Raw genomic sequence first — 1,294 nt, 5'->3', positions numbered from 1 at the left:
AACAGGAGTTTATCCGTCACTGAACAACGTGCCGGATAAAACACTAAAGCGTTATACACAGGAAGATTTATGAGCAAGAGTCTAGTTTTACTGATTTTCTGTTCTTTTTTAGTAGGTGTTACTGCTCAAGAAACTTATGTAAACCCTGTTGATGGTAAAAGTTATATGGCCGACTCTTGGGTAGTTCACGAACCCAAGACACAAAAAGCACATCAAACTGGCCCAGTACTTATGTCTGGTATGGTCCTCTTAACTGAAGAACATGTTATTGAGAGCAACATTAAACTTTCGGATTTAGTTGCATTTATTGATAAAGTTAAGGTTGCCGTTGAACAAACGTCATCTACGAATGAAAAAGGTGAGTTACTGCTTCAGTTCGAGCTAAATAGTTCAGATAATTTCAATCTGAGAATGTCTTATGCTGGTGAACTATCAGATGCCTTTTTAGAATCGGTCTTTGATAATGTGAAAGAGGTTGAAAGCGTTAGTACAAGAAGTGACGCTGTGTTATTTCAAATCAAGTTTATTGTGAGCGATAGTGGTGTATAACAATCGCAGTCACAATTGGCCACTGCGTGACCTGGACCTCAACCGCTGCGCGGGTTTCGGCCTGTGCTGCGAGCGTTAGCATAAGGAAGTAAGATGTACCAAGGTAGCTGTCTTTGCGGGGCTGTAACAATAGAGGTACATGGTGGTATTGATTCAATTATCCACTGCCATTGCTCAAAGTGTAGAAAAAGCAGTGGCACGGCTTACGCAACAAATGGCTTTATAAAAAAAGCTGGTTTAATTATAAAAACAGGCAAAGAGCAAATTAGTTTCTATGAAACTGCGCCAGGAAAAAAGCGTCACTTTTGTAAAGTATGCGCATCACCGCTTTTTAGCAGTAATGAGTCGTCTCCTGAGCTACTACGTTTAAGGCTCGGTATTTTGGATTCAGACATTGAAGAAAGGCCGGTATCACATAATTTTGTGTCCTCAAGAGCAAACTGGGACGATTTAGATGCTGAACTACCGCGTTATGATGGGCATGAACCAAGCCGTGTGGTTCAGAAGTAATGACAAAAATGCTAACAATCAAATATTATCGCCAGCAAAAAGCGCTGGCTGCGACGTCAACCCGCTGCGCGGCTTTCCGCGCTAAATTTGGGCGTTAGGCAAAACAAGGAGTAAGTAGATGGATCAAATCAAAAATCGAGTAATCGCCGTCATTTTAGGTATTGCGCTGGCTTATGCATCAATAATTATTGCTGGCATTGGTGCCGCAGTAGCAATACCAGCTGATATTTTAAAA

At 41.3% G+C, this 1,294-nt stretch carries 2 protein-coding genes; both read left to right on the top strand.

Annotated elements, in window-relative coordinates; translation table 11 throughout:
* Positions 1-69 precede the first annotated feature (69 nt).
* Positions 70-549, top strand: a complete 480-nt coding sequence (locus V7D78_RS17375) for a hypothetical protein (RefSeq protein ID WP_333609709.1) — start codon at positions 70-72, stop codon at positions 547-549.
* Positions 550-642: 93 nt separating this feature from the next.
* Positions 643-1,059: a GFA family protein gene (locus V7D78_RS17370; RefSeq protein ID WP_333609708.1), complete on the top strand. Its 417-nt coding sequence runs from the start codon at positions 643-645 to the stop codon at positions 1,057-1,059.
* The last annotated feature ends 235 nt before the right edge of the window (positions 1,060-1,294 follow it).

The sequence above is a fragment of the Arsukibacterium sp. genome (assembly GCF_036735525.1).
Taxonomy (GTDB): domain Bacteria; phylum Pseudomonadota; class Gammaproteobacteria; order Enterobacterales; family Alteromonadaceae; genus Alishewanella.
The sequence above is the reverse complement of the archived record's forward strand: the minus strand, read 5'-3'. Positions and strand labels throughout refer to the sequence as shown.